General features: G+C 50.1%; 24 protein-coding genes. 21 read left to right on the top strand and 3 right to left on the bottom strand.

Annotation, left to right across the window (positions count from 1 at the left end; all coding sequences use genetic code 11):
* Positions 1-27: 27 nt before the first annotated feature.
* The 5 genes from H6F91_RS23115 (at position 28) to tsaB (ending at position 4,423) form a co-directional block, all read left to right on the top strand.
* Positions 28-1,014, top strand: a complete 987-nt coding sequence (locus tag H6F91_RS23115) for a J domain-containing protein (RefSeq protein ID WP_190772685.1) — start codon at positions 28-30, stop codon at positions 1,012-1,014.
* Positions 1,014-2,237: an ATP phosphoribosyltransferase regulatory subunit gene (locus H6F91_RS23110; RefSeq protein ID WP_190772684.1), complete on the top strand. Its 1,224-nt coding sequence runs from the start codon at positions 1,014-1,016 to the stop codon at positions 2,235-2,237. Before H6F91_RS23115 ends, H6F91_RS23110 begins: the two co-directional genes overlap by 1 nt.
* 361 nt (positions 2,238-2,598) lie before the next feature.
* Positions 2,599-2,826 carry a ferredoxin family protein gene (locus H6F91_RS23105; protein WP_190772683.1) on the top strand — a complete coding sequence of 76 codons (228 nt, stop codon included), beginning with the start codon at positions 2,599-2,601 and terminating at the stop codon, positions 2,824-2,826.
* 220 nt (positions 2,827-3,046) lie between these two features.
* Positions 3,047-3,775 (top strand): ABC transporter ATP-binding protein, encoded by a 729-nt coding sequence (locus H6F91_RS23100; RefSeq protein ID WP_190772682.1) that lies wholly within the window; start codon positions 3,047-3,049, stop codon positions 3,773-3,775.
* Between the two features lie 6 nt (positions 3,776-3,781).
* A complete protein-coding gene (gene tsaB / locus H6F91_RS23095; RefSeq protein WP_190772681.1) occupies positions 3,782-4,423 on the top strand; it encodes a tRNA (adenosine(37)-N6)-threonylcarbamoyltransferase complex dimerization subunit type 1 TsaB in 642 nt (213 codons plus the stop codon).
* A 54-nt stretch (positions 4,424-4,477) separates the two neighbouring features.
* Here the strand turns inward: tsaB and H6F91_RS23090 are convergent, their stop codons facing one another.
* On the bottom strand, positions 4,478-5,230 hold the full coding sequence (locus H6F91_RS23090; protein ID WP_190772680.1) for a phycobilisome rod-core linker polypeptide: 753 nt from the start codon (positions 5,228-5,230) through the stop codon (positions 4,478-4,480).
* Between the two features lie 712 nt (positions 5,231-5,942).
* On the opposite strand from H6F91_RS23090, the gene H6F91_RS23085 reads away from it, so the two are divergent.
* The 15 genes from H6F91_RS23085 (at position 5,943) to H6F91_RS23015 (ending at position 20,247) form a co-directional block, all read left to right on the top strand.
* A complete protein-coding gene (locus tag H6F91_RS23085) occupies positions 5,943-6,758 on the top strand; it encodes a phycobilisome linker polypeptide (RefSeq protein WP_190772679.1) in 816 nt (271 codons plus the stop codon).
* An 82-nt stretch (positions 6,759-6,840) separates the two neighbouring features.
* Positions 6,841-7,707: a phycobilisome rod-core linker polypeptide gene (locus H6F91_RS23080; RefSeq protein WP_190772678.1), complete on the top strand. Its 867-nt coding sequence runs from the start codon at positions 6,841-6,843 to the stop codon at positions 7,705-7,707.
* Between the two features lie 469 nt (positions 7,708-8,176).
* Entirely contained in the window at positions 8,177-9,250 is a 1,074-nt protein-coding gene (locus H6F91_RS23075; RefSeq protein WP_190789511.1) for a DUF3365 domain-containing protein, read from the top strand.
* A gap of 523 nt (positions 9,251-9,773) precedes the next feature.
* Positions 9,774-10,406 (top strand): CHRD domain-containing protein, encoded by a 633-nt coding sequence (locus tag H6F91_RS23070; RefSeq protein ID WP_190772676.1) that lies wholly within the window; start codon positions 9,774-9,776, stop codon positions 10,404-10,406.
* Between the two features lie 239 nt (positions 10,407-10,645).
* Complete coding sequence (locus H6F91_RS23065) at positions 10,646-11,272, top strand: sigma-70 family RNA polymerase sigma factor (protein WP_242035944.1); 627 nt, start codon at positions 10,646-10,648, stop codon at positions 11,270-11,272.
* On the top strand, positions 11,269-12,024 hold the full coding sequence (locus H6F91_RS23060) for an anti-sigma factor (protein ID WP_190772675.1): 756 nt from the start codon (positions 11,269-11,271) through the stop codon (positions 12,022-12,024). Before H6F91_RS23065 ends, H6F91_RS23060 begins: the two co-directional genes overlap by 4 nt.
* A 164-nt stretch (positions 12,025-12,188) precedes the next feature.
* On the top strand, positions 12,189-13,127 hold the full coding sequence (locus H6F91_RS23055) for a hypothetical protein (RefSeq protein WP_242035943.1): 939 nt from the start codon (positions 12,189-12,191) through the stop codon (positions 13,125-13,127).
* Between the two features lie 745 nt (positions 13,128-13,872).
* Positions 13,873-14,052, top strand: a complete 180-nt coding sequence (locus H6F91_RS23050; protein ID WP_190772673.1) for a DUF4278 domain-containing protein — start codon at positions 13,873-13,875, stop codon at positions 14,050-14,052.
* A gap of 219 nt (positions 14,053-14,271) precedes the next feature.
* Positions 14,272-15,228, top strand: a complete 957-nt coding sequence (locus H6F91_RS23045; protein ID WP_190772672.1) for a calcium-binding protein — start codon at positions 14,272-14,274, stop codon at positions 15,226-15,228.
* A gap of 211 nt (positions 15,229-15,439) precedes the next feature.
* On the top strand, positions 15,440-16,717 hold the full coding sequence (locus tag H6F91_RS23040; protein ID WP_190772671.1) for a glycosyltransferase family 4 protein: 1,278 nt from the start codon (positions 15,440-15,442) through the stop codon (positions 16,715-16,717).
* 69 nt (positions 16,718-16,786) lie between these two features.
* On the top strand, positions 16,787-17,017 hold the full coding sequence (locus H6F91_RS23035) for a hypothetical protein (RefSeq protein ID WP_347280076.1): 231 nt from the start codon (positions 16,787-16,789) through the stop codon (positions 17,015-17,017).
* A 522-nt stretch (positions 17,018-17,539) separates the two neighbouring features.
* The gene (locus tag H6F91_RS23030; RefSeq protein ID WP_190772670.1) at positions 17,540-18,175 is read left to right on the top strand and encodes a hypothetical protein; all 636 of its coding nucleotides are present in this window, start codon (positions 17,540-17,542) and stop codon (positions 18,173-18,175) included.
* A 39-nt stretch (positions 18,176-18,214) separates the two neighbouring features.
* Positions 18,215-18,685: a hypothetical protein gene (locus H6F91_RS23025; RefSeq protein ID WP_190772669.1), complete on the top strand. Its 471-nt coding sequence runs from the start codon at positions 18,215-18,217 to the stop codon at positions 18,683-18,685.
* 508 nt (positions 18,686-19,193) lie between these two features.
* Positions 19,194-19,598: a hypothetical protein gene (locus tag H6F91_RS23020; RefSeq protein WP_190772668.1), complete on the top strand. Its 405-nt coding sequence runs from the start codon at positions 19,194-19,196 to the stop codon at positions 19,596-19,598.
* 187 nt (positions 19,599-19,785) lie between these two features.
* The gene (locus H6F91_RS23015) at positions 19,786-20,247 is read left to right on the top strand and encodes a DUF2267 domain-containing protein (RefSeq protein ID WP_206754965.1); all 462 of its coding nucleotides are present in this window, start codon (positions 19,786-19,788) and stop codon (positions 20,245-20,247) included.
* 60 nt (positions 20,248-20,307) lie between these two features.
* On the opposite strand, the gene H6F91_RS28380 is transcribed toward H6F91_RS23015, so the two are convergent.
* Positions 20,308-20,439: a hypothetical protein gene (locus tag H6F91_RS28380; protein WP_277874450.1), complete on the bottom strand. Its 132-nt coding sequence runs from the start codon at positions 20,437-20,439 to the stop codon at positions 20,308-20,310.
* A gap of 155 nt (positions 20,440-20,594) precedes the next feature.
* Positions 20,595-22,241, bottom strand: coding sequence for an NB-ARC domain-containing protein (locus H6F91_RS23010; RefSeq protein WP_190772666.1), 1,647 nt, complete (start codon positions 22,239-22,241; stop codon positions 20,595-20,597).
* Positions 22,242-22,870: 629 nt separating this feature from the next.
* Between H6F91_RS23010 and H6F91_RS23005 the strand changes: the two genes are divergently transcribed.
* Positions 22,871-23,509, top strand: coding sequence for a GNAT family N-acetyltransferase (locus H6F91_RS23005; RefSeq protein ID WP_190772665.1), 639 nt, complete (start codon positions 22,871-22,873; stop codon positions 23,507-23,509).
* Positions 23,510-23,764 lie beyond the last annotated feature (255 nt).

The following is a 23,764-nucleotide window of genomic DNA, read 5'->3' as shown; positions in this document are numbered from 1 at the left end:
TGCAAAGTCAATTCGAGTCCCCCCGGCATGTTATTCAAGATTGAGCAAGGTCTATTTACTGCCGAATTCACCGATTATCACGCTGTTTTGGGCGTGCCGGTTGATGCGGAACCGAAAGACATTCGCAAGCATTATCTGAAGCTCGCGCGTCGCCTCCATCCGGATAGTTGCGCTAAGGAAAGTGAAAGCGATCGCAAACGTGCCGCCGAGTTTCTCTCCAAAATGGTGAACCCGGCTTACGAAAAGCTTTCCGACGAAAAAAATTACACCGAATATCAGCTGCTTCTCAAGCTGAAAGGGCAACAGGCCTTACGTCAGCAGGACACCATTATGTTGTCCAGCGACGTTGCCCGCAAGCTTGCCACCGAGCGAGGCGCGATCGAAGCGGCGTATCAGAATGCCCTTAAATCGCTGGCGAGTGAACAGTATCACCATCTAGACAGAACCCTTGAGCTGACCGGGCAGATCAGTGAGTTGAACATGATCTACCTGATGCGGAAGGCCAGCGAAGGCGACATGCCAGCGATGGGTGGGCCACGCCCCGCGCAAAGCGCTGCCGCTGGGACAGCCGCTACAGGGAGCAGCCCTGCGGCTACTGCAGCTCCCACAGCGACTGCTCAGAAAACTGCGCCCACACGGGAGTCCATTGTGGCATCCTACCTACGGCGGGCTCAGGAATTTGAAAACAAGCAAAATTACACCGCAGCCATTAAGGAGCTGCGGGATGGTTTGCAGATTGATCCCCAAAACGGCACGACCCACTGTCGGCTGGGGGTGGTGTACATGAAGGCCAACCAGGCCACAATGGCCAAGATTCACTTCCGCAAAGCACTGGAGATCAACCCGCAGGATACGGTTGCGCAGCAGGGGATGAAGCGCCTCGACCCTAACAACCAGAGCGCGGCTGCCGCTCCCCAGCATAACGCTCCAGCAAAGGGAGCCAAAACGCCACCAAAAAGTGGAAAATCAGAAGGTGGCGGCCTATTCGGCCTATTTGGTGGGAAGAAAAAATAATGGTTTATCAACCGCCCACGGGGGCGCGGGATTTATTCCCGGTCGATGTTGCACAAAAACGATGGATTGAAGATCGCCTGCAACAGGTTTTCCATCGGTGGGGTTATCACCGCATTATTACCTCAACGCTAGAGCGGATGGACACGCTCATGGCAGGTGGTGCCATTGAGCGATCTACGGTGATTCAGCTCCAGGACCGCGATGAAGAGTTGGGAATGCGGCCCGAACTCACCGCATCGATCGCTCGGGCAGCAGCAACTCGTATGGCTGGGGCGGCTGAGCCGTTGCGCTTCTACTACAACGCGAATGTGTTTCGGCGATCGCTCCAGGACGACTTCAACCGTCAGCAGGAGTACTACCAGGCGGGCGTCGAGTTGTTGGGGGCTGGAAGTGTAGCCGCTGATGCTGAAGTGCTGTGGCTCCTGAGCGACTGTGTGCAAAACCTGAACCTGGAGAGTTGCCACCTGGTTCTGGGAGAAGCAGGACTGACGCGATCGCTCTTCTCAGCCTTTCCCGAAGCGGTGCGTAAGGATGTGCGGGAAGCGATCGCTACCCTTGATCGCATTGGGTTAGAGGCTCTGCCGCTGTCGCCAGAGTTGCGCGATCGTGCCCTGCTGCTACTGGATTTGCGAGGTCGCCCTCAGGATGTGCTACAACGGGTTTCCAGCCTGCCATTGGACGAGAGCCAGCAGGAGATGGTGCTGCGGCTTAAAGCCCTGGTTGAGCTGCTAGAAGACCAGGACGCAGGCACAGTGCTTCCCTCGCTCATTCTAGATTTGAGCCTGATCCAAACCTTCGATTACTACACTGGAATTGTCTTTGAAGTGGTCAGCTCACCCGAAAGCGGACGGCGAATTTTGGCACAAGGCGGACGCTACGATCAACTCTTGGGTCTTTACCATCCCCAGGGACAAAGCAGCCCCGGTATCGGGTTTGTATTTAATATCGAAGATCTGCATCAGGTGCTCCTGCCATCGGGGCAGCTCCCCCTGCAAACGGCTGAAGTGGATTGGCTGGTGGTTCCCCAAACCCCTGAGGCAATGGGAGCGGCCTTTGCCCATGCAAAGCATCTCCGGCAATCCGATTCTGTCTGTGTGGAGATGGAGTTGGGGTTGGGGTCATCGGCCGATGAGGTGCGGAACTATGGGCGCGATCGCCGTATTCGCCAGATCGCCTGGGTAAAAGCAGATGGCAGCGTAGATGTAGAAACGCTACGATCTTGACCCTTTCTGCAAGAGGACCAGACCCGGATGTTCTTAGGAACATCTGGGTTGCGTTCGTTTAGCCCCTAATAGGCTAAAAACCCTTGCGGCAGCGTTGTTGCATCCAACGACACTGCCACAGGAGTTCCAGCACAGCAACACTTCGATAACCTCAGTTCGGGATAAGCTGAAGCGCTCAATTTGGCGTGCGCTTTGCGCACGCCAAATTGAGCGCTTTCGAGGCGCACTTTGCGCTCCTTAAAAAAGCCCATTTTGGCTTATCCCGAATTGCAGTTAAATAAGGCAGGCTAGAACTAGGACAGACCTGTTAGGCTGAAGTATGAACCGTTTGTAACAAGCCGATTTCCTGAGACGAGACACCATGCCCCACACAATTGTGACGAACACCTGCGAAGGCGTGGCCGACTGCGTAGACGCGTGCCCTGTTGCCTGCATCCACCCCGGCCCCGGCAAGAATACCCAGGGTACCGACTGGTACTGGATCGATTTTTCTACCTGTATTGATTGCGGCATTTGTCTGCAAGTGTGCCCGGTGGAAGGTGCGATCGTTCCCGAAGAGCGGCCCGATTTGCAAAGCACGCCAAGCTAAATTCAGGTTGAATTACCGTGTGCATCGTGCATGGTAATTCAACGGATACCCCTTCTCATTTGGGTAAGACACAGGGAAGGATATGGGACACGCCTAAACCCCTTCTCTGTGTCTTACCCAAATGAGAAATGCTGTGGGGCTTGAATTTTCATGCGAGATCTACTGAAAATCCAGCTCAACGAAACAATAATTTTAACCCTGTTGAATTTTAGCCTCTGCCATGAGCGATCCCATTCTCATCGTTGAAGATGTGTACGCTGGTTACATTAAGGATCTGAATATTTTGCAGGGGATCAACTTCCGGATCTACCCTGGGGAATTGGTGGCCGTGATTGGCCCCAATGGCGCAGGAAAATCGACCCTGGCGAAGACGATTTTTGGGTTGCTCACCCCCAATCAAGGCACCATTACCTTTCAGGGGCGATCCATTGCGGGCCTAAAGTCTGACCAGATTGTGCAGCGGGGCATGTGCTATGTGCCACAGATTGCCAACGTGTTTCCATCGCTAACCGTTGAAGAAAATCTGGAAATGGGAGCGTTTACCCGCAATACGCCGCTGGCTCCCTTAAAGCAACGCATTTTTGACGCCTTTCCGGTACTGGCAGAGCGGCGGCACCAGAAAGCCGGAACGCTTTCGGGCGGTGAACGGCAACAACTGGCGATGAGCCGGGCCCTGATGCTCGATCCACAACTGTTAATTCTGGATGAGCCATCCGCGGCGTTATCACCCATTTTGGTGAACGAGGTATTTGAGCGAGTACGGCAGATTAATCAGATGGGAATGGCCATTATGCTGGTTGAGCAAAATGCCCGTAAAGCGCTTGCTATGGCCCATCGAGGATATGTGCTGGACTCAGGGCGCGATCGCTTCGAAGGCCCTGGCCCTGACCTCCTGAATGACCCCAAAGTGGGTGAACTCTATCTGGGAGCTGCTTCGCTGCAACGGTAATCGCTCATGACCGACGTATTCTACGCCCTTGCCCTACATACCAGCAGCCCTGATCTGGGGCTGGCCCTGAGCAACTTTGCCGGGGACGATCGCCAACAGGCGTGGGACTTGGGGCGAGACCTATCAACTCACCTGCACGGTAAGTTAGCGGAATTTTTGAAGCCCCAAATCTGGGCTGATCTAAAGTTTATGGCAGTTGCCACTGGGCCTGGCAGTTTTACCGGAACTCGTATTGGTGTAGTAACGGCCCGAACGCTGGCTCAGCAACTCAACATTCCTCTATATGGCATTTCGTCCCTGGCCGCGATCGCTCATCACACTTACCAACAGAAATTCTCCGGACAACCAGAACAACCTTACCTAGCGATCGCCCTCCCTGCCCAGCGGGGCCAACTCCACACGGCCATTTTTGCCTGGGAATCAGGGCAGTTAAAAGAAGTGGCAGGCGATCGGGTTCTTTCCCCTGAAGATTGGAAGACGCAGTTATCTCAACACGCACACCCTTGTGAGGTGATTACCGTTGAAGGGGGATTGGGACACACGACTCTAGATGTTTTGCAGTTAGGTTATGGAATGTGGCAGAGGGGCGATCGCCGAGAATGGGCATCAGTCGTGCCTTATTATGGTCAACATCCAGTCGAACGTTAGTAGAAGAGGGTGGGGTACTTGGTACCCCACCCTCTTCTTTTGAGCTATGACAGCTTACCGTTTACGATAGGGAACCGCATTTGCGATATCGATGTCGTAAACAGAGCGTCGAGCCGGAGAAGGAGACACCGGAGCCAGGCTGCGGGCCATCTTGGAAAACAGTGCAGGATCGCCACTCTTGGGCTTTTGGTCGTAGGGCTTGTAGCTGCGTACCACATCTTGCCAAATGGTTTGGGGGAAGCCCAATTGGTTACGGTAGTAGGCGTCGTAGCGGGGCGAGGTGATGTTAAAGGGAATCTCGCCAAGCTCACGGCTAGGTAGGAGACGACGACGATGGTAAGGAACTGTGTTCTCACCAAAGTTATCGATGTACTCATCGCTGTTAAGGAGTTCATCCACAAAGCCTTTCACACCTTTGGTCATGACAACAGCTGACCAGGCGATTTTTTCACGCTCATTGTAAACTTTGCGTCCTAAGACCTTTTCAACGCAATGTTCAACGAAGCGGTAGTTGCTGTTCTTATTGTAGAAACTGTCGATAAAGGTTTTGGATAACAACAATCCACGGATGAAATCCCGGACAGTAATTTGCCGATTACGCAACTGAGATTCAAGGGCAACTTCACGATCCCATGCAAAGGCATGGAAAAAGATTTGACGATAGGCTGCGTTGATTAAATTGTCTACTTCGGATGGGGAGTAGCAATCATCAGTGGAGTAAATAATGGCTTCATCGTCCCTTGCCCCCAGCGCGTCGACGCGCTGATTGGGACAGGAAGGAGGATACGCTAATAGAGGAATAGCCACGTTTACATAAACTCCCAACTTACTAAACTTGCAAGAGTATTTCGAACATCATAAGGGGATCAGCGAACCCAATCTGTATCTGCTCGGTAAAATGTTACAGACTTTAATTGTTAGAACTTTTTGAAGAAATATTAAGCTTTTAATTTTTGCCAGCCTCATATTTTTGTGAGTTTGTCTTCAGTTTTTTAAACCGAGCTGAAAAGCTAGATGCGGCGAAGAACATCCGTCCATCTAGCTTTTCAGCTCTATCACTTGATCAAAATTCTTGTGGTGAAGTGTAGTTTTTCTTCATATTTCTTAATTAACTCCGCCTTGCAAGAAAAATATTTGCACAAAATATGCACAAATAGATTGGTTTAATCAGGGCAGTTCAAAAACCTATGGGTTCTTGACTGATCGGGTTAAGGTCCAACTTTTCCAGCATATTTGTGGGCGGGAACACTCGCACACCTTTGATTGTTGTCGATACCCTGTCGGTTGTAGGCAATTTACTTTCAAGGTGTATTCAATCCACTTAGATATCCTGGAGAAATGAGGTTGATGAAACGAATCTGATTGTTCGTGACTTCACAAATAACGGCTTTCATTAAATGGAATGCAGTGCCATTTTATGTGGCTATTTTGACGTGCCGTTATTTGCAGCGTTAATTTTTCAAACACCTTAAGAATCACGGAAAAGTTCTTACTTCATCATCTTAGTGGGGAAGCAAATATGGCTGGATTACAAGAAGCATCAAAACTAGGTATTAAACCGTTTGAAGATGTGAAACCCGTTGAACTGCGGGCTAAGCGTACTGAAGACGATGTGCAAGCGGTAATTTGGGCAGCCTATCGCCAGGTTTTAGGGAACGAGCACCTGATGGAGCGCGATCGCCTCGTCGGTCCCGAATCCCTACTGCGTCAGGGCAGCATCACCGTTCGTGATTTTGTGCGGGCGATCGCTTTATCCGACCTCTACCGGGAGAAGTTCTTCTATCCCAACTTCCATGTGCGGTTTATTGAATTGAACTTTAAGCACCTGTTGGGACGGGCTCCTTACGATCAAGAAGAAATTTCTTCTCATCTGGATATCTACATCAACCAGGGCTACGAAGCAGAGATTGATTCCTACATCAGCTCTGAGGAATATCAGAATAGCTTTGGCGATCACGTGGTTCCCCATTACCGCGATTTTCAGGTAGATCATCCCGGTAGCCGGGCGGTTGGCTTTAGCCGTCTGCTTCACCTCTACCGTGGCTATGCCAACAGCGATCGCTCTCAGGGCCAAAAGCAACCCAAGCTTACCTGGGATGTAGCCCGGAATGTGGCTTCCCCCGTCAGCGTTCCAACGTCCGGTACTCTGTCGGGTGCCGTCGGCGGTAGCCGGGGTGATGTCTATCGGCTCCGTGTCCAGCAGTCGGCTTCCCCCAACTCGGCCGTTGTGCGGCAGAGCACGGTAGAACTGCTCGTACCCTATGACCAACTGACTACCAAGCTGCAACAACTCAACCGCGCTGGGAAGAAAGTGGTCAGCGTTACGTCAGTCTAGACCCCCAACCCTGGATTGGTATAAAACCCATACCAATCCAGGCGGTTAATCCCATCAATGATTACTGAAGGAGAACTTATCGGTGGCTATTACAACAGCGGCAGGTCGTTTAGGAACCTCTGCATTTGGCGATGCATCCCCTATAGAGTTGCGCCCCAATGCGACCCAAGGTGAGATCGAGGCCGTTATTCAAGCGGTTTACCAGCAAGTATTGGGCAATCCCCATCTGCTCAAGTCAGAGCGACTGGTGATTGCTGAGTCTTTGCTGCGCGATCGCAAAATCACCGTACGGGAATTCGTGCGGCAGGTGGCCAAATCCAGCCTGTACAAAGAGAAGTTTTTCCACAGCAGCTTCCAGAGCCGCACCATTGAGCTGAACTTCAAGCACCTCCTGGGTCGGGCTCCCTATGACCAGGCAGAAATTTCTGAGCACCTGGATCGCTATCAGAACGAAGGCTACGATGCCGATATCGATTCCTACATCGATTCTGCTGAGTACGATGCCTTCTTCGGCGAAAATATTGTGCCTTTCTACCAAGACCTGGTAACCACTGGGGTTGACCAAAAGTCCTCGGGCTTTGCCAACCTATTTGCTCTGTATCGCGGTTATGCGAGCAGCGATAGCGCCCAGTTCGCGGGTGGTAGCCCTCGCCTGGTAAATGCGCTGGCTCGTAATGCTGCGTCTACTGTGGTGCCTCCTTCTGGTGGAGCGGGTGGCTTTGCCTACCAGGCTTCCGCAAAAGGGAATGCGTCTTACAGTGCCTTTGGGGGTTCCAAAGCCTTCTCCAGCCAGCTCTACCGCATTGAGGTTGCTGGCATTGCCGGGCCAGGCTATCCCAAAGTACGCCGGGTTAACAAGTCGGTGATTGTTCCTTATGAAGAGCTGACCGTTCACATGCAACGGGTGCAGCGTCAGGGTGGCAAGATCGCTAGCGTTACCCCTCTCTAGATTTCATCCTTTGAATCCGTAGGAAATGGCGTGGTGCTTTACACCACGCCATTTCTTATATAGCCTTTGCGTTAGTTCAATACCTTCATCATTTTTCCCAAGGGCTTGAGAAAAATGGCGAACATGTTGTTAGTTAACCTGAGTTCGGGTTAAGGGCGTTTTCAAGTGCCGCGCGTTGCGCGGCACTTGAAAACGCTCATTTTGGCGTGCGCTTCGCGCACGCCAAAATGAGCACTTCAGCTTATCCCGAACTGAGGTTAGTTAGGACGTACTTTGAGGCCGACTAAAAGGGTCATTTCACGCATGAAGCAAACGAAGAAATGGCTTTTAAGACAGACTCTCGTCATAGCTTCAGTAAGGGCGGGCAATTTGCAGGATGTTAAGCTCTTGAGAAAGTATCTGTCTACAGGCGGAAGTGTTCGTATTTTGCATAAAGCCTGTATTTGAGGCGATCGCAAGAGGATCATCCATGTTGAGCCGCGCCAAGCTGGGAACCAAATTTACGGTTATTCTGCTGCTAGTCTTGTTGCTTGGTAGTGCGCTGGGAGGATTGGTGCTGTCCAAAATCTTGCAACACCGAGCAGAAGAAAAAATTACGGCTGAAGGATTGGTATTAATGGAATCAATCAAAGCCGTGCGCACCTACACGGATGAACAGGTGCGTCCGCTCCTGGAGGCACAACTTGCGCAGGATGAGTTCGTGCCAGAAGTGGTGCCGGCCTATGCTGCTCGTCGTACCTTTGAAAATTTTCAGGCTCGGAGTAGCCAATTTAAGGACATGCGCTACAAGGAAGCGATGCTCAATCCGACGAATCCTAGAGATAGAGCGGACGCCTTTGAGGAAGATTTAATCAAGCGACTGTTGGCATCATCAGAACCCGAAATTTCAGGGTTTCACACGGTTCCCGGGCAGGGGCAGATGTTTTATAGCGCTCGCCCCATTGTGATTGAATCCGAATCCTGCCTGCGCTGTCATGGACGGGTAGCCGATGCTCCTGCGCAGATGATCGCCCTATATGGTACGCAACGCGGCTTTAATTGGAAATTGAATCGAGTGGCAGGAACGTCGGTCGTGTATGTCCCGGCCGAGACGGTGTTTCAGGAAAGCCGCCGGGCTTTTTCGTCCGTCATGAGTATTTTTGTGGGGGCGTTTGCGATCGCCCTCTTTGGTCTCAATCGCCTACTGAAACCCGCAGTGATTCAACCCGTTCAACATCTGGCCCGAATTTCACAAAGGATCTCTGCAAACGAAATTAAATCTACCGACGATCTGGAATTGGCTGACAATCATCGTCTCAACACCTTGACCAAGCGCCAGGACGAACTAGGACAGTTGGGTCGCATTTTCCAAACCATGGTGAATGAAGTGCTGGCGCGGGAAGCCCACTTGCGACAGCAAATTCAGACATTGCGCATTGAAATCGACCAGACACGAAAACAGAAGGAAGTCGATGAGATTGTCGAGAGCGATTACTTCAAGGAATTGAAAGCCAAAGCTAAGCAGATTCGCAAACGCAAGAACCCACCTAGCGAAGGAACATAATTCACCACTACACTAGCAATTCTCAGTATGGGCTTCAAAACTGAGAGTTCGTGCCCGAAGGGCACGAACTCTCAGTTTTGAAGCCCGAAAATAGCCCGCCTTCAGCGGGCTATTTTCGGGTTGAATTCCAAGATGAGAATTGCTGCCACTAAACCAGAAACGTTTGAAGAGGATAACTTGTTATCCCCTTCAAACGTTTCTGTGTGAAAAAGCCGCGCAACGATTCAGGCAGAAAGCTTGATGCATCAAATCCGAAAAATCTTTCGTGTTGGATGCATCCAAGAACCCATGGCTCACGTACTACGTACAGTTCTTATTAATCCGCATAGGTCTTGGAAAGGTTGTTTTTCTGAGCGCTAAGCGCAAGAGACATCATCCTTTTGAAGGCTGCTCAACCATGACCAGAAATTTTGAAACGTTGATTTTCCAGGGGTGTTACCCGCGATAATCAACCTCTTCAAAACGGTTCAATCCTCTTAGATGCGGGTAACACCTGTATGTCCTTTTGCCGGAAGAAACTACTATGAAGCCTCTCAAAAAATTGGTTCGTAATGCCCTCCTGGGCGCTTTAGCCTGCCTTTCTCTGGTGATGGTTACTCCTGCCGTGGGCACTGCTGTCTCGTCCCAACCCCACTCCTTCGTTAGCACCCATTCCGCTGATTCTCTGGAAGGTAGCTTGACCGCCAATCTACAAGCAGCAGAGTCTGTGTTACTGGCTCAGGGCATGACCAATGGCATGATGACCTCCTATGTCGCCATTCTGAGCAAGAACAATGTCGTACCGACATCTCCCATGACAGAAGCACGGGGAACGGTAGGTGCTGTACTGATGGGCGATCGCCTCGTCGTACGGGGCAGCTTCAGGAACCTATCCAGCCCCATGCGAGACTACGCCACTGACCCTGTTGACCCACCCAACCCCAATATCACTTCGGCCTTCCACATTCACCGGGGTGAGCCTACTGCAAACGGGCCATTCCAGTACGCCTTGCAGGTCATGATGGATGACACGGGGCGAGGAGGTATGGCAATGGGCGAGTATACACTGACCCCTGAACAGTTGCAGGCCCTATCGGCTGGGCAGTTGTACCTCGATCTGCACACAACCCAGAACCGCGCTGGGGAACTGCGTGGCATTCTCATGCCTGCCGCTTAGAGAGCAGCTTTTGCTTGTGTGTGCCCCAAGGGCATACACAAGCAGCTTCATTCACTTACATAGCCATCGAATCAGCCCTTGCTCTGCGAGGGGCTTCAGTCCCTTATTCAAGCGATCGCCCCAAAGCAAAGGGTTTTAGCCCTTGTTTCAGAAGATTAGATATTTCATGCACTGTATACGCCAAATATCAACTCTTCAAACACGGCTCTATAGGGTTTAGTATAGGTGTCTCAATGCGGATGAAATCTGCGGGAAGTGTTCTCGACCCTGTATGTATGCAGCCTGAGCTAAGCAGCAGTGCGGACAACTTGACCCTGACCGATGCGGCCTTGTATAACGCAATGCGAGCTGGCCAGAGGTATGCCCTGGGTCAACTGTACGCGCGGCACGCTGCCTTAGTGTACGGTCTGGCCCTGAAGGTGCTGGGCGACACCCAGGAAGCCGAGGACTTAACTCAGGATATTTTTCTAACTTTATCTCGCACAGATTCTTACAACCCTCAGCGCGGATCACTGCGTACCTATCTGGCGATTTTGACGCGATCGCGCGCCATTGATCGGGTGCGATCGCGCAAAACTGCTACCAATCTCCTCAGCCGATTCAATTCCAGCAACGAGCAAGACGCTGCTAATTCACCCATGGATTATGTCTTTGAACAGGAACAAACCCAGGAGGTACGGGCAGCACTGGCGCAGTTGTCAGAGCATCAACAGGAAGTGCTGCGCAAAGCCTATTACGAGGGCATGACCCAGGCCAAGATTGCTGAACAACTTGATCTTCCTCTGGGTACCGTCAAAGCCAGAGCACGGCAGGGATTGATCAAGCTGCGGCAGGTCCTACAAGCACAGGAGAGTGAGTCACCATGAAGGAACCCCTCTCAGCCGAAGCGCTACAGGAATTAATTGCCGGATATGTCCTCTATGACCTCACACCCGAGGAGTCGGAGTTACTAGAGGGTTTGATGGCGAATAATCCAGCGATCGCCACTGAAGTAGCCCGCATGCAACAGGCACTTGAAGTTTCCTATGAGGTGGCAGAGCTGGCTCCCCCAGCCCATCTACAAGAGGCCATTCTAGCGGCCAGCACGGCCCCTGAGCCATCGGTTGTAACCTTGTCCAAACCCGTTCCATTGATGCGTCCTGCACGACGTTTTCCGGCGTGGGGAGCAGTGGCAGCAGCGACCATTGTGGCGTTGGGAATCAGCAATGGGGTGTTGTGGCGATCGCTTCAAACCACTCGGCAACAATTGGATCAAGCAGAAGCCGTGATCCTGGCACTCCAACCCACTGATTCTCAAGTGTCGGGAAATGTGACGGTAGCCGTCAATCCAGAGAACTTAGCCGCAACCCTTACAGCCGAAAACTTACCTCCCTTACCTTCAGGTAAAGTCTACGTGCTGTGGACGGTACTGGAACCCGACGCCCCCTTCACGACAGACGCCAAAAATGCAATTCTGACTCAAACCTTTACGGTGGACGCCAGAGGCCAAAGTTCAGAGCAACTCGTAATGCCAGCGGCTTATCGGAGCACAGAATTAGCGGCGATCGCCATCACCGTCGAAGACGCCAGTGCTCCCCAACGGCACCAATCCAAACCCATTCTGATTCGTAAGCTGTAATCAAGACCTACATTCTCGTGTCGGGAACCTGAATTCAGGTTGAGGACATTTTGCAGGCCAAAATGGGACTTCAGCTTATTCCGAACTAAGGTTAGGAAATTGACAGAAACTCCATACTTTTCACGAACGACAAACTGAAATAACTCGCTTAATCTATAGGGGAGATGCACCTGTTCGACCTCCTTATGGTTATGCAAACCTTTACCTACGAGTCGGTTTGGCGCGATTCCCAGAAAGTAAATTGGCGGGTGGACGACCTGATTGGGCCTGACAAACCCCTCGATTTCACCAAACGCTTCTTGCCCGAGTCCCTTGCCCGAGTTGAGGAACTGACGTGTCTCAACCCCAAGGAGCAGCTCATTCTTAACCACATTCGGGGCAATAGTTATTTGCACCTGTTTGTTTTGGTAGAAGCCTTCATCATTCCAATGGTGTTGGATCAGGTGAAAAGAATGGGATACGAAAACATCTTCGCGGCCCAAGCTTTATTGGGATTTGCCGAGGAGGAAGGGAAGCATATTCATCTGTTTCAACAATTTGCGAAGGCATTTGAGCAAGGTTTTGGTAGCCCATGCCTCTGTATTAGTCCTCCTGAAAAAATTGCTGCAGCTATCCTCGATCGCCATCCTCTGGGAGTGTTGCTCTTGACGTTGCAATTTGAGTGGACGACTCAGAGTCATTACCTGGAGAGTGTTCGTAACAACAACGAAGATTTAGACCCGCGATTTTGTGACCTGTTAAAGTACCACTGGCTGGAAGAAGCCCAGCATACCCGGTTGGATACTCTGCTGGTTTGTGAGTTAACCCAAGTCCTTGAACCCAGCATGATTGAGCAGGTTATGGAGGATTACCTTAAGGCGGTACACCTCCTCCACAATACCCTCATGCAACAGGCACAGTTGGATTTGCAAAGCCTGGAGCAGGCCATTGGGCGATCGCTCTCTCCCCCAGAACGGGACACTATCCTTGCGGGGCAGGAACAAGCCTATCGGTGGGGCTTTCTCTGTGCAGGGTTAACGCATCCAAATTTTATCGGTGTCCTTGGTAATCTCAGCCCGTCCTATAAAACACGGGTTACAGAGCTGGCTAAAACCTGGTCCTGAGATTACGGATATTGTTCCAGACACCTATGAGATTCAATAGCCGTTCTAGAGATTGTTTTTTCGTGTGATGCCTACAGAAAAACAAGCTAACAAGTTCCAATCAATTGCTGAACTACAAGAAGCCGCAATTCCCAAAGAACTGCGGCTTCTATGTTTTCTACAGTAGTGTTACGTCAGTTCGGGTTAAGGGTTTTTTCGAGTGCCGCGCTTCGCGCGGCACTCGAAAAAACCCTTAATCCGAACTGAGGTTAGTGTTCTAGCCGTGTGGATGTGGGGTGTGAAATACACTACATCTACACGCTATATAGGGTTAGATGCTTGCTCAAACTCATTCAACTTCATAGCAGACTTGGTTTATTCCTGAATACTTTTACAAGTGAAATTGCAGATTAACAGTTTACATACTTACCTGAACTTACCTGAACTTCGTCTTGTTCTGTTTTCATACTCTTCTCCATACTTTCCTGTAAAGACAAAGCCTTTCATCTTCCGTATCGTAGAAGCATGGAGGTTATCCAAACCAAGCAGCCCTCCAAACAACGCTCAGACAATTCAACCATTCACAGTTGATTGAATTGAGCCGGAAGAGAAAGGGCGATCGCAAGCTTTCAAGCTGAATTCGGTTCTGGAACCCCTTTGGGTTTTAGCAACAACAGTCTGCTTCCCCTTGAAGCAACGGCTGATAGATTGCTGTGCCCAAATCACTTAAGTTCGCTGCTTCATTCACCTAAAAGGAAAAACGATCATGCAACTCAATTATCGTGGTCAAGCTTACCCGTTATCCAACAGCATTGTTGAACGGATGGAAGCAAAAACCCAGGTTCAGTATCGTGGGCAGTCTTACTCCCTGCGAGGTGTGATCGAGCCATCGAAAAAGCCTACCGCACAACGGTTACGCTATCGTGGCATCTCCTATGAATGCTAGTAGTCGTGTTGATGGTGAGTGAATTGCCCTTCATTCACCATCGCATTGAGCGAGTCATTCACAAAATGGCGATCGCTCAATCATCCACTCTTAGCGAATTGAATTCATCATTGGATTCTTCTAAACATTCGCTATCTCGTCATTCTGACATTTCAAGTTCTATATCTCTGCGATTTCTAAGGTCGCACTCGTTCACTCGTTCTCTAGAAGGATACTCAAATGGCAGTTATTAATTTACGTGCTGGCGAAATCTTTGCGGATTCAAACGCATCCAACGTCATCAACTCTCCGATTGGTAATAGCAGCGAAAATATCAAAGCCAATGGCGGTGATGATACCGTCAATGCTGAAGGTGGTAATGATACCATTGACGGCGGTAAAGGCCGAGATACCCTGCGTGGCGGTGATGGCAACGACTCCATATTCGGTGGTGCCGACGATGAACCGCTGTTTGGAAGCAACACCTTTTTCCGAGATGACCTATTTGGTGGTAACGGCAATGACACCCTGAAAGGTGGCGGCGGTGGTGATTTCCTGGATGGTGGTGCAGACAATGACTTCCTGTTTGGTGGTACCGGCAACGACACCATGCTAGGTGGCACTGGCCTCGACAGCCTGGAAGGTGGAGACGGCAGTGACTCGATGGACGGCGGCACAGGTAATGACACCCTCCGAGGTGGCAATCAAAGCGATCGCCTATTTGGACAGGTCGGCAACGATAGCCTATTCGGGGATAGTGGCAACGATACGCTAAATGGTAGCCGAGGCAGCGACAGCCTGAACGGTGGAGATGGTGATGACCTTTTGCAAGGTAGCAGTAACATCGCCCTGTTTGATAACGATACGCTGACCGGCGGAGGTGGCAACGATACCTTTGTGCTGGCTGACAGCCTGGTTACTCACTATGTTGGTGAGAACAGCGTCACGGCTGGTTTTGCCCTCATTCAAGGATTCCGAAATGACAGCGGTGGTATCATTGGTGCCGCCGAGCGAGACAAAATCCAGCTCTCCAACACTGACTCTATCGCTGGGCGTTATAGCTTCCGTACCATGACTGGATTCGGCAGCAGCACCAAGGCAGACAGCGGAATCTTCTTCAACAACGATCTAGTTGCCGTTGTTGCTGACTTCAATCTGAATGACAGCAACGATCATAACTTCGTGAACTACGTCTAACGACCATTTGAATTCATGTGAGCCCTGCTCACATCAGCTAAGTCTCTCCAGAAGCAACTTGAAGGGTTGATGTGGGTGTTCTCATTCACATCAACCTATTTCTTCACTTCTCATCTGCGATCGCAACATCAAAGTTATATCTACATAGTTTGTGATCATCTCCAATATCCATTCTGCTGTATCAACTCCTCATTCTTGCTGAGTTATTATCATGCGCATTCTATTCCTGCATCCCAACTTTCCAGCCCAGTTTCGCCACATCGCAACAGCCCTAGCGCAAAACCCTAACAATGAGGTCGTCTTCGGCACTCTGCGTCAGGAGGGTGAGTTACCGGGTGTGCGTAAAGTTCTTTGTTCGCAGCCCCGCGAGCCTCGGCCTGAAGCCCACGCCTACTTACACTCCACAGAGAAGGCTGTTTTGATGGGCCAAGCAGCCTATCGCATGGCCGCGCAACTCAAAGCCGAAGGGTTTGTTCCTGATGTTATCTACGGCAGTTCTGGCTGGGGGCTGACGTTGTTTATGAAAGATATTTTTCCGCAAGCTCGACTGCATTGTTATTTTGAATGGTTCTACCACGCCCATGGTAGCGATGTAGATTTCGATCGCGCCAAACCTGTTGATGTGGATTTGGAAGCCAGTCTACGAATTAAAAATATGCCGATTTTGTCAGATTTGTGGAGCTGCGATCGCGGCCTCTCCCCAACATACTGGCAGCGATCGCAATTTCCTTCCGAGTTTCACTCTAAAATTACCGTCCTCCACGATGGTATTGATACCACCTTTTTCAAACCGAAACCTGAGAGAAAGCTAGTTCTGCCCCAACTCGGGTTAGATTTATCCCATGTCGATGAGATTGTCACGTACACCACGCGTGGCATGGAGCCTTACCGAGGATTTCCCCAATTTATGGAGGCGATCGCATTACTGCAAGAACGTCGCCCTAACTGCCATGTGGTAATCGCTGGAGAAGATCGGGTGTGTTATGGCAAGCCATTACCCGATGGTAAAACTTACAAACAGCTGATGCTAGAAACATTGCCATTAGAGTTATCGCGCATTCACTTTACAGGCTCATTACCCTATGAGCAGTATCTCCAGGTTTTGCAGGCATCCTCTGCCCACGTGTATCTCACGTATCCCTTCGTATTGTCATGGTCGATGCTAGAGGCCATGGCTACAGGATGTCTGGTAATTGCCTCAGGAACAGAACCCGTCACAGAGGTGATTCAGAATGGCTACAACGGATTACTCATTGATTTCTACTCACCCGCTTCTCTAGTAGAGCAAATTGATGATGCATTAGAACATCCTGAACAAATGGAGATAATTCGTACACAAGCACGGGAAACCATTCTTCGATCCTACGACTTGAAGAACGTTTTACCCCAACATTTGAAACAACTGCAAGGAGATAGCTCCCAACAGTCCAAAATCATTTCTCTACATTCCCATACCCGCAGTTATTCAAAGGGTTTTGCCAAATGCTGATGATACAAAGCATTCAAGACACAACACGCTAATTTCACAATGCTGATGACCAAGGAGATCTTAACCGTGATGATCCAAATTTTTGATACGACGAAAGCTGAAGCCTTTGCAGAACGGATGCTTGGCATTTTGAACAGTGGTGCGATCGCCCTGATGACATCCATCGGCCATCGCACTCAACTTTTCGACACCCTGGCAAAAATGCCCCTTGCTAACAGCCAACAAATCGCTGATGCCGCAGAGCTTCACGAACGGTATGTGGGGGAATGTCTGAATGCAATGACCATAATCTCTACATAAACAGTCGCTTCTAAGCATCCCAATCTAATTCAACATTCAACCAGAAAGACTGTGCTGCCGTATGAGTACCACAGTCTTTCTGATTGAATCCTAATCCCTGATTTAGAAGAACGGCACTCGAAAACGCCCACTTTGGCGCGTGCTTCGCGCATACCAAAATGAGAAGTAACGGCTGAATGAGCATCTCACAAATACGCTCCCAATAACAAGGGAAGATAGCGCCAAGCAGGGCTTAAAGGCCAGTGATAACTCAAAATGATTTAAGGTCTTCTTATTGAGAATTACTCTTAATAGACTTGTAGCGTGTACCAGATTGATGCTACTGTCTGTCAATAATCCACTGCCCTTTGAGCGCCAGGAACAAGGTAGAAAGTCTCTATCTTTCCTTTTGCTGCGGATGTTTGCAGGCTGTCCTGCCTACACATCTCGCAGAGCTTTGGTTTGCCTAAACGTAGGCAATAACAAGCACTATGCCTCGGTGCAGAGTTATCATTCTGCAAATTTTCACCTGGAGTACGACTGATGTATCGCGCAGACGCCGATCCACTCGCAACAGAACCGATCCCGTCTCAATTTCCTAAAACCTTAGACATCGCAACCGTTAGCGTCTACGGGTTAGCCATTCTTTCGGCTGGTCTTTTTCTATTTCTCCCCTTTGTCAACCTGCTGCATCCCAGCCCGTGGCAGCGATCGCTTGGCCTTATTCACGGCGTTGGAGCGATGCTATGCACAGTTGTTGTAGCCTATGCCGGACACCTTGCATTTCCACTCCTACGAGGATCGGCGAAGGTTTTACCTCAAATGCGAACGCTAACGTTCTGGTCAACGGTCATTACTACCCTGGGAATTGCCACGGGTAACCTGGCTTATATGCGCTACAGAGCCGACTTGGATTTCGGCGGAGCACGGGCCTGGCTGAAGGAAAATTCGCCCTTAGCTCAATACGTCTTGATGGAGTACCACGAGTTTAGCGTGCTGTTTACGCTGCCACTGGGTGTCGCTTGCACCTGGATTCTGTGGCAATATGGCGACTCCATTTTGGAGAAACAAAACCGTCCCGTTTTGGCAGCCACCTGCATCGGTTTAATGGCCATGATGTTCTTTGCAATGGGTGGATTTGTAACGGGTTTAGGTATCGCTAAAATCCATGCGCTGTAGGATTTCTCTAATCTAAGGTAACGCAGAAGGTAACGAAGAATGACTTCATACAAATCACGACTATCAGGTCAATCACTGCCGTTCTACATTCAGCTATGGAACGAGTTAAAGCGGTTCCCCAAAGCCCTTCACGAAGGGTCACAAAACCCACCCACAACTTCTGGCCCAGCGGCTGCTTTTCTCATCAGTGGCGGAATTGGTGCCGTGACCATGATGGTCGCCCATCACTTATCAGATACTTCGAAGGCGCGTGAGGCGTTTCTTCGCACCCTGGGCAGCTGGATACCTGGCAGTGTCAGTACCGACCCGATGTGGGGCAATATTGGCAGCTATGCAGGCAAAGAAACGATGTTTCTGATTGGCTGGTTAGTAAGCCTGGCTATTCTTTATCCCACGCTGAAGGATAAGAACGTTAAGCCAAGAACCTTATTCTTTTGGATGCTGAGTCTCTTCACTCTGGCAACAGTGATGACATGGCATCCTCTGTTTCCCTATCTTCCATTGCATTAGGCATTGCTTTGAAAGTTACTTTTATGTGCAAGACGCATAGAAAAGTAATTCTTCTACGCAGTTCTCAAGCATGAATCAAGCTTTCCCCAAAAGTTGATATTCCATGTACTTTGCTCGCGGTATATCAACACTCCAAACCAATTGACACGAGTACGACGAAGAATACTGAGATGAAACATTCCAGCTTCAAAATGCACAAGTATGTGTGGGCATGGGTTGCTATATTTGCCGCCTTTGCGGCTTCTTTTCCAATGGCGATGCTGCGGGTGAGCCAAACAGAGAAGTTTGCAGGTCAGCCCTTCAAGTCTTTGACCTGTGAAGGACAATCCCCGACGCAACAACAGATCACACAATTTTCGAGCTGTGCTCAGTTAAATCTAGAAGCAAGCTCAGCGCACTAATATGACCTCCCGTTGAAGAACCATAATATGCCGTGGTGTGTTGCGCCACGGCATATTATGGTTCTTCAACTAGATCTGATGTAAGACGCAAATCTGGATTCCTAACTATGCGGCGATCGCTTCCACTCCTCATCCTCCTGGCACTGCTATTAGCAGCATTTCTGGCTGTAGTTTGGAGTTTTCGCTTGACGGGGGAACCCTGGCAGTTGACCTTTGTGGGCGAAGGGGGGCAGTTGCGTTTGGCGATCGCCTGCGAAAAGCCACCCATCCCAAAAACAGAGGTTCTCTTCAACAAACTCGACCTAAGGAATCCAGTTCAAGGTCAGGTCATCATTACGGCTCCTGATGTACCACTTCCCCTGGGGCAGATCACCTTTGCAGATCTCACTACGCTACCCGGTCGCGTTACTATTTCTTTGTTCGAGCAAGAAATTGATATCATGCAACGGGGCTTGATTATCAACCAGATCGAGCATGAGTGGGGGAAGCCCATAACCTTACAACCGTCATAGATTTGAATGTTGAGCTTCCTTCAAAAAAAGCGATATACCACTCCAATGAGAATTTCATTTCTGCCCTAAGACCCATGGCTCAGCCAGCGATCGCCGACACACTACAAGGAGTGCGATAACCCGCTAGCACGCAGCATTTATAAGCATTATGCATGAGGCTGATGCAGGTTCTCGCTTGTAGTTTTGAATGACGGTAAGAATTATGGTGAAACAGGCACAATCCTCCTCGTTTATTGATAAGGTAATCGAGCGCAGCGAACTGGACTCAGAATATGATGCAAAGCGAGCCTCTTACATCGTGTTCCGAATTATGCGCGACATGATGCTGAATAAGACGAGCGATAGCATCGAAGCCGATCTCAAAGAAAATGCTCCGGAATCTGAGCAGGATGTGGTGGAGCTGTGGCACGACCCCAACGTCATGGTGGCCTTCTTTAGCCGCATTAGCCCCGTCCAAGACTTACATATCAAGCCAGGCACCTTCATGCTGCGTCTGCGCCAGGAAGGGGCACTGCCGGAAGGTGTGTCTGCTGAGAATGTGACACAGGCTGTCTTCTCGGCAACGAAGGAGATTCTGCCACCAGAACGCAATAAAGAGATCGAAAATATTCTTGCAGGCGAGCTGCGGGATCTTTGGGCTCAGGCTTAATAGCCGTTAGAAAAAATGGGTGATGATCAGAAATGCGTGGTGCAGAGCACCATGCATTTCTTACTGTTCGATCGCCCCCAGCACTTTGAGCACAGACTTCTGGGCATCCGTCAGCCCTGTCACACCCGTGATATTCATCCCTTCGCAGGGGCGATCGCCTCGCCAGGTTCGCGAACACTTCCCGGTGGCCACATCCTAAAGCTTGATGGTTTCGTCTTCACTACTACTGGCTAGTAGGCTGCGGCCTAAGTTTGCAACCTATGTTTTTGTGTAGGGTGCTTCGCACCCTACACAAAAACATAGGTGATGGATTCCCGTCTCAGCGTACTAGTGTGGTTCCATCCGCGCTAAATTTCACGGATCACGTGGTTGGAGAAATCAAACCCGGATAGATCCACGTCTAGCGATCGGCACAGGTTGATGAAGTTGCCCAGCCCATAATTCGCTGAAGGCGATTCTGCTTGATGAAGAACGGTCAAAACTCGCGAGATTTCTTGCTCCAACGACATTTGAGGTCTGAGCTGATTACGCCAGCGCTGAGCGATCGCCCGCAAAATCAATTGCTCCTGGCTCTCACGAACATAGTCTTTGACATTCGTTTTGACTAACGCGTGACGGAGTAGCAGAAAGGGAGATCCTGTATCCAACTCTTCCAAAACCTGAGTAATTAGACGTTCAATCACATATTCCATCACCACAGGTTGCTGGGTGTAGTAGCCAGCCAGCTTCTCGATCAGCGATCGCCAGCTCAACGACTCCAGCACCTCCAGCAAACCCAGCCGAGAGATGCGAGGCACAATATCCTCTAATAACTCCGTTACGGAAGTCCATTCTCGGTTGATAGCAAGCCAGTACATAACGGTTTTCTCCAGGGGAGAAAGCCGTTCAAATTGTTGATCGAGCAACCGCCGCAAGCTACTCAGAATCAGCGTGTCTTGCTCTAAGAACAGCGCAATATCGCTATCAAACAAGCCCCGCACGGAAGCGGCTACAATTTTGAGCGCCAGGGGGTTGTTGCCGTAATGCTCACACAGTTTCTGCTTGTCTTCTGGCGAGCCGATGAGCCGATTGGCGTTAAGAAGGGCCTGGGATGCTTCCCAGGAACCCGTCAGGCAAAGGGAGCGCATCCGTCCCCCCTGCTCCTCCATCATGCTGAGCTCCAGGAGCTTTTCCCGACTGGTAAACAGGATGCAGCTTTGATGAGTGGATTCGCCTAAAAGCCGAAACAGCTCGCCGTAACCCTCATAGCCAGGTTGGTAGGAACCTGCGCGATCGCCCGCCTGCATGATCATCTCAGCATTATCAAGAACCACCAGACAACGCGATTGGCGTAACCAGTAGAGCAATCGCTCGGGGCGCGCCTGCACATCCTGATGGTTTGAGAGGAACGTTACCAGATCTGCCAGCAGGGTATCGAGGGATGGGGCATTGCGGAGCGATCGCCAGATAATGCAATCAAACTGCGATTGCACATCAGCTGCGATTTTAGCCGCCAGGGAACTTTTGCCCACTCCACCCATACCGAGCAGTGCAACAAACAAGCAACGTTCCTGCACAATCCAGCGGGAAAGCGTTTTTAACTCCTCCTCACGGCCATAAAATAGAGACACATCGATCGCTTCACCCCAATCTATACGGGACAAGGTGGGGAAAGAAGCACGCGGGACTGGGGGAGCGGGTAAGGATTGAGAAAATGAGGGCTGTTGAGTAGGCTGTAAGCTTGACTCTCGAGCTCGTTGCATCAAAATGGCCCGGGCATTGGTCTTATTACACTTACGGCCAAACCCATCGCTCAGAAGTTTCCAAAACTTGGGGCCAACGTCCCGTTGCAGATAGTTCAGAGAGTAGCCGGAGTTTTTGGCGATTTCTTCATAAGTAAGGTTGTCCCAGGCTCCCTTTAGCAGTTCAACCTCAAGGTCACTAAGGGTACGATCTACCTGAGCCAACAAGACGGTCTTGACAGCAGCAACGGCCTGTTCAAATTCGTTCTCCATGGCTCTCAGTCGTTGACTTCAATGTAACTCAACTCACTCGATAACACGGGATGAGGAAGTGTATCCGTCAAAGCTCTAACTTCCAACCTCATCCTTACTGCCTGGGCAATAGATAGATGACCACTTGAAAGATCAACATCCTTTCAATGAAGGGCAACCCGATGACAGTTGAGAACAGCACTTTAGAGGCTTCAAAACTCTGCTGTTCTTTTCCTAGATAACTAATAGAAACTCGGCTCATTCCATACTTTGCCTAGTTTTACCATACTTTTCCCTGAGTTTTTCTGAAGCCGACTCCATACTTTTCTGCAACGACGTTTACCTTCTATATCCTTATCGTAGGAAGTGTGGAAAATATCTTATTCATCCGGTTTCCCAAACGTGCTTGCAAAGCTCGTTTTCACATACATAGCTTATAAACAGGTGGTTCTATGAAGGCTTTTCAGACCATCTTTAGAAATTGTTGAGCTATGTATACGGAGCGATTAGGGAACGATTTGGGAACGGTTTTAGAGCGCTAAAAAACAGTTAATGTTTTTATCCATCAAACATTCTCGCCCTCCTGATGGGAGTGGTAGATCTCGTCATCACATCCCATATATTTGTATCCCACAAGGAATGGTTCTACGATGGTTGCTGACTTCATCACAAACGAACGCATCGCGTCCATAAATCACCCTTCTTATCCCACAAAGTCACGGCGGATTCCTGAATCTAAAATTCTGGACGATCGCCCCTCTCCTTACCAGATCCCTACTGAACTCTCCATTCGCCACGCCACACCCGAAGATAAAAAAGCATTGTTCGAATTATTTACAGAGCCCAGTGTTATTCATTGGCTCGTGAACGTGCCGTACATTACTACGGAAGCTGACTTTGATGCAGTTACCCAACCGACCCATGACAAGTACACCCTAACGGCTCAAGGATCATCCGGACTGATGGGTAGCGTAACGCTGGCGGTCAACCCACTGCCTCGATGCCGCAACTCAGCCCATGTCAGTGCCGTTGCCGTACATCCCCTTTATCAGGGTCAGGGCGTTGGCTATGCACTTATGCAAGCAGTCGTCGATCTGGCCGATAACTGGCTCAATCTACATCGGGTCGATTTGATGGTGTATCCGGACAATGAGGGGGCGATCGCCCTCTACAAAAAATTCGGCTTTACAACCGAAGGTATTCTAAGAGATTACAGTTTTCGGGCTGGCATCTATTGTGATGCCATGACAATGGCTCGCATCCGTGCAAGCAATAGCCATTTTGGTTAAGACATGAGCAGGAGTGCTCCGCACTCACTCCCTTCTCGCGTCTAGTACGCTGAGGCGGAAATCCATCACCTATGTTTTTGTGTGGGGTGCGAAGCACCCCACACAAAAACATAGTATGCAAACTTAGGCCGCAGCCTACTAGTGGGTCATTTGACTCGAATATCGCCATTTTTTATAGGCGGCTGTCAAGATAGTAGGGAACCCTTGGGTGCCCTGCTATGACCCGTCGCCAAAAACATCCCCTGCGTGATCTGA

Source organism: Leptolyngbya sp. FACHB-8 (genome assembly GCF_014695575.1).
GTDB lineage: Bacteria > Cyanobacteriota > Cyanobacteriia > Elainellales > Elainellaceae > Vacuolonema.
Note: the sequence above shows the minus strand (reverse complement) of the source record. Positions and strands in the feature narration are given on the sequence as shown.

What these genes read in the sequence shown, in the direction of transcription:
- H6F91_RS23025 (WP_190772669.1), top strand. Translation starts at nt 18,215, where the DNA reads ATGACTTCATACAAATCACGACTATCAGGTCAATCACTGCCGTTCTAC.
- H6F91_RS23105 (WP_190772683.1), top strand. Translation starts at nt 2,599, where the DNA reads ATGCCCCACACAATTGTGACGAACACCTGCGAAGGCGTGGCCGACTGC.
- H6F91_RS23005 (WP_190772665.1), top strand. Translation starts at nt 22,871, where the DNA reads ATGGTTGCTGACTTCATCACAAACGAACGCATCGCGTCCATAAATCAC.
- H6F91_RS23035 (WP_347280076.1), top strand. Translation starts at nt 16,787, where the DNA reads ATGATCCAAATTTTTGATACGACGAAAGCTGAAGCCTTTGCAGAACGG.
- H6F91_RS23055 (WP_242035943.1), top strand. Translation starts at nt 12,189, where the DNA reads ATGCACCTGTTCGACCTCCTTATGGTTATGCAAACCTTTACCTACGAG.
- H6F91_RS23065 (WP_242035944.1), top strand. Translation starts at nt 10,646, where the DNA reads ATGAAATCTGCGGGAAGTGTTCTCGACCCTGTATGTATGCAGCCTGAG.
- H6F91_RS23010 (WP_190772666.1), bottom strand. Translation starts at nt 22,241, where the DNA reads ATGGAGAACGAATTTGAACAGGCCGTTGCTGCTGTCAAGACCGTCTTG.
- H6F91_RS23115 (WP_190772685.1), top strand. Translation starts at nt 28, where the DNA reads ATGTTATTCAAGATTGAGCAAGGTCTATTTACTGCCGAATTCACCGAT.
- H6F91_RS23070 (WP_190772676.1), top strand. Translation starts at nt 9,774, where the DNA reads ATGAAGCCTCTCAAAAAATTGGTTCGTAATGCCCTCCTGGGCGCTTTA.
- H6F91_RS23040 (WP_190772671.1), top strand. Translation starts at nt 15,440, where the DNA reads ATGCGCATTCTATTCCTGCATCCCAACTTTCCAGCCCAGTTTCGCCAC.
- H6F91_RS23085 (WP_190772679.1), top strand. Translation starts at nt 5,943, where the DNA reads ATGGCTGGATTACAAGAAGCATCAAAACTAGGTATTAAACCGTTTGAA.
- H6F91_RS23045 (WP_190772672.1), top strand. Translation starts at nt 14,272, where the DNA reads ATGGCAGTTATTAATTTACGTGCTGGCGAAATCTTTGCGGATTCAAAC.
- tsaB (WP_190772681.1), top strand. Translation starts at nt 3,782, where the DNA reads ATGACCGACGTATTCTACGCCCTTGCCCTACATACCAGCAGCCCTGAT.
- H6F91_RS23050 (WP_190772673.1), top strand. Translation starts at nt 13,873, where the DNA reads ATGCAACTCAATTATCGTGGTCAAGCTTACCCGTTATCCAACAGCATT.
- H6F91_RS23060 (WP_190772675.1), top strand. Translation starts at nt 11,269, where the DNA reads ATGAAGGAACCCCTCTCAGCCGAAGCGCTACAGGAATTAATTGCCGGA.
- H6F91_RS23015 (WP_206754965.1), top strand. Translation starts at nt 19,786, where the DNA reads ATGACGGTAAGAATTATGGTGAAACAGGCACAATCCTCCTCGTTTATT.
- H6F91_RS23100 (WP_190772682.1), top strand. Translation starts at nt 3,047, where the DNA reads ATGAGCGATCCCATTCTCATCGTTGAAGATGTGTACGCTGGTTACATT.
- H6F91_RS23110 (WP_190772684.1), top strand. Translation starts at nt 1,014, where the DNA reads ATGGTTTATCAACCGCCCACGGGGGCGCGGGATTTATTCCCGGTCGAT.
- H6F91_RS23020 (WP_190772668.1), top strand. Translation starts at nt 19,194, where the DNA reads ATGCGGCGATCGCTTCCACTCCTCATCCTCCTGGCACTGCTATTAGCA.
- H6F91_RS23075 (WP_190789511.1), top strand. Translation starts at nt 8,177, where the DNA reads ATGTTGAGCCGCGCCAAGCTGGGAACCAAATTTACGGTTATTCTGCTG.
- H6F91_RS23030 (WP_190772670.1), top strand. Translation starts at nt 17,540, where the DNA reads ATGTATCGCGCAGACGCCGATCCACTCGCAACAGAACCGATCCCGTCT.